7 protein-coding genes are annotated in these 6108 nt (G+C 44.2%); 2 read left to right on the top strand and 5 right to left on the bottom strand.

The genetic code is table 11. The features are described from left to right. Nucleotides 1–799 (top strand): glycosyl transferase (locus tag WKI49_03455; protein MEJ7621559.1); only part of this gene is annotated, 799 nt, incomplete at its 5' end. Here WKI49_03455 and gcvT read toward each other — a convergent pair. Continuing rightward, nucleotides 762–1787: a glycine cleavage system aminomethyltransferase GcvT gene (gcvT, locus tag WKI49_03460; protein ID MEJ7621560.1), complete on the bottom strand. Its 1026-nt coding sequence runs from the start codon at nt 1785–1787 to the stop codon at nt 762–764. The genes WKI49_03455 and gcvT overlap by 38 nt on opposite strands. Nucleotides 1788–1803: 16 nt before the next feature. Here gcvT and WKI49_03465 point away from each other — a divergent pair, with 16 nt between their 5' ends. After that, nucleotides 1804–2862, top strand: coding sequence for an LptF/LptG family permease (locus WKI49_03465; protein ID MEJ7621561.1), 1059 nt, complete (start codon nt 1804–1806; stop codon nt 2860–2862). On the opposite strand, the gene tpiA is transcribed toward WKI49_03465, so the two are convergent. Genes tpiA through WKI49_03485 form a run of 4 tightly spaced genes read right to left on the bottom strand, consistent with a single transcriptional unit; the run spans nt 2821 to nt 6063 of the window. Further along, nucleotides 2821–3561, bottom strand: coding sequence for a triose-phosphate isomerase (gene tpiA / locus WKI49_03470; GenBank protein ID MEJ7621562.1), 741 nt, complete (start codon nt 3559–3561; stop codon nt 2821–2823). The two genes, WKI49_03465 and tpiA, sit on opposite strands and share 42 nt — an antisense overlap. Nucleotides 3562–3569: 8 nt before the next feature. After that, entirely contained in the window at nt 3570–4340 is a 771-nt protein-coding gene (gene uppP / locus WKI49_03475) for an undecaprenyl-diphosphatase UppP (GenBank protein MEJ7621563.1), read from the bottom strand. Further along, nucleotides 4340–5515 carry a class I SAM-dependent rRNA methyltransferase gene (locus tag WKI49_03480; GenBank protein ID MEJ7621564.1) on the bottom strand — a complete coding sequence of 392 codons (1176 nt, stop codon included), beginning with the start codon at nt 5513–5515 and terminating at the stop codon, nt 4340–4342. Before WKI49_03480 ends, uppP begins: the two co-directional genes overlap by 1 nt. Next, nucleotides 5512–6063 (bottom strand): DJ-1 family glyoxalase III, encoded by a 552-nt coding sequence (locus tag WKI49_03485; protein ID MEJ7621565.1) that lies wholly within the window; start codon nt 6061–6063, stop codon nt 5512–5514. The genes WKI49_03480 and WKI49_03485 overlap by 4 nt, the downstream gene beginning before the upstream one ends. Nucleotides 6064–6108 lie beyond the last annotated feature (45 nt).

The raw sequence follows: 6108 nt of genomic DNA on the forward strand, positions 1-6108 counted from the left end.
TATTTCTGTTCTAACCCTTGCCTTCTATAGCAAAAGTTATGCGAAGGTTTTTAAACCAGATGCCCTTCTTGTATATACGCCCTCTCTTCTTATACCGCTTTTATGGATAATTCAAACGCCAGAGCCAATACAATACTTGGCAAACCTATGGAGAGAGAGCTTTAGCAGAGTAGAAGGAGATTTTTCAAGGCTAAGGCATATGCTCTTCTTCCCACTTGTAAATTTCAAAGATACGCTACCTTGGAGTTTTCTTTTCCCTTTGTCTTTGTATGTGGCAAGAAAAGACCTTGACTTTCCTCCACAGCTAAGAGCACTTCTCTTGCTTTTCTTAGCCAACTACATTCCCTATTGGGTTTCCGACTCCGCTGGCAGATACATAATGCCACTTTATCCACTTTTGGCAATCCTTTTTGCCTATTACCTTCACAAAGCCCTCAAGGTTGAAGTCTTTAGAAAGCTGTTCCTTATAACCATTTTAATTGTTATCCTGTTAAAATTCCTACACAGTATTTTCTTCTTCCCCTATGCGGAAAACAGGGAGAGCTCAAGGAAAAGGATTGCGGAGCAAATAGTAAATATGATAGACCCGAAAAGTTCAATAGCCTGCCAATGTCCACAGGAGAAATCTGTGTGTTTGTATTTAGGTCTTTGGAAAGGAGAGCCTCTAAGGTTGCTAAGTAAGGAAAAAGAGGTAAGATATGTGGTTAACTGTGGAGAGCCAAAGGGTGATAGCGTTGTGGAGTTTAAACTAAAAGATAAAACTATCCGCCTTGAGGAGCTAAGAAGGGATAACTTCTAAGCCTTGCAGGTAGCCTTCTATCTCTCACTTGCAGGTCCACTTCAAGCCCATCAATTCTGTGGTCTACATGGACAAAACATAATGCTATACCCTTCTGCAGGGTTGGAGAGTAAGTGCCACTGCTTACATAGCCTATCTCCCTGTCTTTGTAAAATACCTTGTAGTCCTCTCTTGGCACACCTCTTTGCAAAAGCTCAAGTCCAAAGAGCTTCTTTTCCACCTTCCTTTGTAGAAGTGCGTCCTTGCCCAAAAAGTCCTTTTCAAGGCTTACATACCTGTCAAGATTAGCCTCAAAGGGTGTTATATCCTCCGAAAGCTCGTGTCCATACAGTGGCATTCCCGCCTCTATCCTCAAGACATCCCTTGCACCAAGCCCACAAGGCATACACTCTTTAGAAAGCTCCATAAAAAGCTCCAAGCCCTTCTCCACTGGTGCATAAACCTCAAAGCCGTCTTCGCCCGTGTATCCCGTGCGTGAAAGGAGCATATCTCCAAAGACCTTAAAGTGGTAGTATTTTATGTCCCCAACAGGTAGGTGTTTGCTAAGGACTTCTTGCGACCTTGGTCCTTGAATGGCAAATTGCATCCACTCTTGGCTCATGTCTCTTACAGAAAGCCCCCAACCCAAAAGCCACTCTTTGACCTTTTCCTTGTTTCCCGCATTTACGCACATAAAAAACTCCCTTTCAGAAAGCTTATAGAGGGTTATATCATCCTTTACTCCACCTTGCTCGTTTAAAAGCAGGTTGTATTGCACCTTACCCTCTTTTAGCCTTCCCATGTCTCTGGAAGTTAGCTTTTGTAGTGTCTCAAAGCCATCGGAGATAATTAGCCTTCCCATATGAGACACATCAAAAAGCCCGCAAGAGCTTCTTACCGCCCTTACCTCTTCCACTATGGACTTGTATTCAAGAGGCATTTCCCAGCCTGCAAACTCCACAAACCTTGCACCGAGTTCTTTGTGTTTTGAATAGAGAGGCGTTCTCATATTAAAATTTTAGCCTATGCTTTTTAGATACCTGTTAGTTAACCACATTAAAACCTTTACCCTTTTACTTGTAGTTCTCATAGGAATACTATACGCCTATATGATAGGTGAGGTTTTCTTGGTTTTCAAGAATAGAAATCCTGAGGTTGTGCTATCTTACTCTCTTAACTTCCTTCCCACTGCCTTTTTTTACTCTGGTGCTTTTGTGAACGCCCTTGCCTTGCTTGTAGCTCTCAGGAGACTCTTTCAGAGAAAGATAGACTTGCTTATTCAAAGCTTTGGCATCTCACCTTTGAGATTTTTCTCCTTTGCCATCTTTTTCTCTCTTTTCCTTTCAATTTTTAACCTTTTTGGTAGTTATTGGCTCTATCCACAAAGTCAAAAAAGGCTTTTTAGCATAGAAAAGGAATACAAAAAGGCTAAGGAGATAGAAAAGGGAATAGTGAGAAACTTGTGGCTTATGCAGGAAAAAAATGGAGAAAAAGAATTTTACAACTTTGAGCTTGTAGACTTATCCACTGGCAAGGTGCATGGCTTTTACCTTCTTAAGGTAAAGGATGGGTCTATAACACAAGTAGCAACCGCAGAGACTGGAGAGTGGCATGGCGAATTTTTGAACTTTCCCGAGGCGAGCCTTAAAGACCTCTCTACTGGCGAAGAAAAACTTCAAAAGCTAACCTTTGAATTTATTGACCTTTCTCAGATAGGTCCTCTTGCGGAAAAGCCAGAGCACCTCTCCATGAGGGAGCTTTTTGTGCTTAGCCTTCTTGGTAAAGGCATAGGCATAAACTACAGACAATACGCCTACGAGCTATCAAAGCGAACATTGACCTCTTTTCTTCCTCTCTTTATGAGCCTTATAGTGGGTTGGGTTTACATAAGATGGCGAAGTCTAAAACTTGGACTTTTTGCCCTTGTTGTTTCCTTCTCCGCCCATTGGTTTTTTATAAACCTTATTAGGTCTACCATAGAAAACACCAACTTGAGCCTGCCCCTGATACTTCTCCTCTACGCTCCTATACCTATTTTGAGTTTAAAAGGACTTTACGATTTGAGCAAAGGATTCAGGGTCTAAGCTGGCACCACCCACAAGCAAGCCGTCCACGTCCTTCATCTTCATGAAGCCTCCTGCGTTCTTTGGGTTTACGCTCCCACCGTATAGCACCCTTGTTTTTCCTGCGTGCTGTGGGTTTATTTGGTGGAGTAGGTCTTTTATAAAGGCGTGGACAAGCTGGGCGTCTTCTGGTGTGGCAGGGTTTCCTGTCCCTATAGCCCAGACAGGTTCATAGGCTATATCTATGCTGTCCGTGTAGTGTTCTATTCCAGAAAGAGCAAGCCTTATTTGAGTTTCCACCACCTTGAAGGTTAAACCTGCCTCTCTCTCCTCAAGCCTTTCACCCACACAAAGCACAGGTCTTATGTTCCCCTGAAGGCAAGCGGTCAATTTTTTGTTTATTAGCTCGTCAGACTCGCCAAAAATCCATCTTCTTTCTGAATGACCTATTATCACGTAGGAAACGCCAAGGTCTTTTAGCATATTGAGAGAAATCTCCCCCGTGTATGCACCCTTTTGTTCATAATGGCAGTTTTGAGCACCGAGCTTGACCTTGCTTTCCCTTAGGAGCTCATGGGCTACGCACAGAGATGTAAAAGGTGGACACAGGAGTATTTCTCTGTCTGAGATGTCTTCCACAAGAGGGAGAAACCTTGAGATGTATTCTTTTGTTTCAGAGGGTGTGAGGTTCATCTTCCAGTTTCCTGCTATGAGCTTCATCAGATAAATTATAGCAGAAAAAAGTAGGCGTAAGCCAAGCCTACTACTATCCTATATACGCCAAAGGGAACAAAGGAGTGCCTTGAGAGGAAAGTAAGCAGTGCCTTTACGCTTATTAAAGCAAAGACAAAAGCGGTTATAAAGCCTACAGAAAGCACCTGCCAATCTTGACTTTGAAACTCTCCATAAGACTTAAATAGGTCATAGCCTGTGGCAATAAGCATGGTGGGAACTGCAAGGAGGAAGGAAAACTCCGCAGACGCCTTCCTATTTAGACCCATTAGCATGCCACCTATTATGGTGGACGCAGACCTTGAAACTCCAGGCACCATGGCAAGGCTCTGAAAGAGACCTATGGCAAAGGCTCTTTTGTAGCTGAGCTCTCTTGCATCTCCAAGATAACAAAAACGCTCGCACACCCTGTCTGCAAAAAGGAGAAAAACACCACCAAGCACTAAGGCTATAACCACAACCACATCGTTGCCTATAAGGTATTCCTTAATGAACTTGTAGAGGCTAAAGCCGAGAATTCCTGTAGGTAGAAAGGCAATCGCTATCCTCTTCCAAAGCTCAAGGTCTGTAAGAAACCTCCTCCAATAGAGAAAAACCACCGCCAGTATTGAGCCAAGCTGTATGGAAATCTCAAAGCTCTTGGTAAAAGTGTTGTGAGGTATGCCAAGAAGATGGGCGGTGAGGATAAGATGTCCTGTGGAGGAGACGGGCAGGAACTCCGTAAGTCCCTCCACCACCCCCAATATAAAGGCTTGACTTATCTCCATCATAACACCTCCGCATATATTCCCTTTAGATATAGGGTATTAGGCATCTGCAAGACCCATGGATGGTCAAGGTCTTGAAAGCTCTCTGCCACAATACGAACCTGCCTTCTTGTATCTTTGCCTGCGGATGCGAGCACTTCTAAAAGATGCTCCCTTGTTATATGAAAGGAACAGGAGTATATGGCTAAGTAGCCACCGGGTTTTGTAAGGTGCAAGCCTCTCACTAAAAGCTCCTTATAACCTCGCAGGGCGTTTGGAACGGACGCTCTATTCTTTGCAAAGGAAGGTGGGTCTATTACCACAAGGTCAAATTTTCTTCCTTCCTTATGAAACTGCCTAAGCAAGTCAAAGGCGTTTGCCTCTATCCACTCTATGCCTTCAATTTTGTTTAGCTCTGCGTTTTTCTTTGCAATTTCAAGGGCAAGCTCAGAGATATCCACCGCTATAACCTTCCCTGCACCCGCCTTTTTCATACTAAGGGCAAAGCCTCCCGTATGGCAAAAAACATCAAGACACTCATCCCCCGGACGAACAAAGCTCCTTATGAGCCTTCTTGCCCACCTTTGGTCAAGGAAAAAGCCGGTTTTTTGTCCCTGAGGGATGTTGACTATAAACTCAAGGTCATGTTCCCAAATTATGACCTCCTCTGGCACTTCTCCGTATATAACACCTCCCTTTTCTCTAAAGCCTTCCGCAGAGGCTACATACTCGTCAGTTTTTTCGTAAATACCCTTAGGTTTCAAAAGGTCAATAAGTGCAGGAATTACCCAGTCTCTTAGCTTATTCATCCCGTAGGTGGTAAACTCCACCACCACATATTCGCCATATACGTCCACCACAAGACCGGGCAAGAGGTCTCCCTCCGAGTGGACAAGCCTGTAGGCGTTGCTGTTTATGTTTAACCTCCTTCTATACTCAAGGGCTTGCTGTAGCCTTTTTCTTATGAGCTCCTGATTGATTGGCTCTTCCTTGTCAAAGGACAGTATCCTTATGCTTATGTTGGCGGAAGGGTTTATATAGCCATAGCCAAGAAACTTACCTCCAAAGTCCCTTACTACCACAAGGTCTCCCTTTTGAGGTGGTTTAGAGTATCCTATAATCTCTGGTCTATATACCCAAGGGAAAAAGCCTCTTATCTTTTCCTCTACACCTGGCTTTACCCTAACCTGTATCATTCGTATTGAACTAACATCCTCCTTGCCACTTCCTTAGCCTTTTCCTTTCCTACGAGCCTTTCTGCAAGCCTTAGACCAAACTCAAGGGCTGTGCCTGGTCCTTGACTGGTTATCACATTCTCATCCTCTACCACTGGGTTGTCCACAAACTGAGCGGGCTTAATCTCTTCCACAAGGGTGGGATACACGGTTGCCTTCTTGCCTTCAAGAACACCAAACTTTGCCAAAGCGGTAGGCGCTGCACAGATAGCACCGATGAGCTTTTTCTTTTCCTGCATAGCCTTTATGAGCCTTTCCACCCTTGGGTCTTGTTTTAGCTTTTCCACTCCACCTGCACCACCGGGCAATATGACAAGGTCAAGCTCTTCCGCATTAAGCTGGTCAATGGTGGCATCTGGAACTATCTTTACACCCCTTGCACTGGCAACAGGCTCGGAAGAAAGCCCAGCAATTATAACCTCCACACCCGCACGCCTTAGCACATCAATGGGTGCAACCGCCTCCATCTCTTCAAAACCTTCCGCAAGGATAATGGCTACCTTTGGCATAGCAAAACCTCCTTTACAAACACTATGATATAGTATATCTAACAT

It is taken from the genome of Aquificaceae bacterium, from assembly GCA_037722135.1.
Taxonomy (GTDB): Bacteria; Aquificota; Aquificia; order Aquificales; family Aquificaceae; genus Pampinifervens; species Pampinifervens sericum.